Raw genomic sequence first — 327 nt, forward strand, 5'->3', positions numbered from 1 at the left:
AGGTGTCGGGGACGCTCGACGGCGGGATGAAGCGGTACTGCTGCATCGGCGACGGCGGTCAGGGCGAGAGCCAGGACCCGGTGTTCGAGCTGGCCAACGGCGCCACGATCAAGAACGTGATCATCGGCGCGCCGGCCGGTGACGGCATCCACTGCCTCGGCACCTGCACCATCCAGAACGTCTGGTGGGAGGACGTCGGCGAGGACGCCGCCACGTTCCTCGGCACGAGCGGCGGCACCAGCTACGTCATCGGCGGCGGCGCCCGCTCCGCCAGCGACAAGGTGTTCCAGCACAACGGCAACGGCACCGTGAACATCTCCGGCTTCT

General features: G+C 68.8%; 1 protein-coding gene. It reads left to right on the top strand.

What is annotated here, in order from left to right; genetic code table 11:
* Window positions 1-327: pectate lyase (locus OP18_RS50820; RefSeq protein ID WP_033368065.1), on the top strand; the 327-nt coding region annotated here is incomplete at both ends.

The sequence above is a fragment of the Dactylosporangium aurantiacum genome, from assembly GCF_000716715.1.
Classification (GTDB): domain Bacteria; phylum Actinomycetota; class Actinomycetes; order Mycobacteriales; family Micromonosporaceae; genus Dactylosporangium; species Dactylosporangium aurantiacum.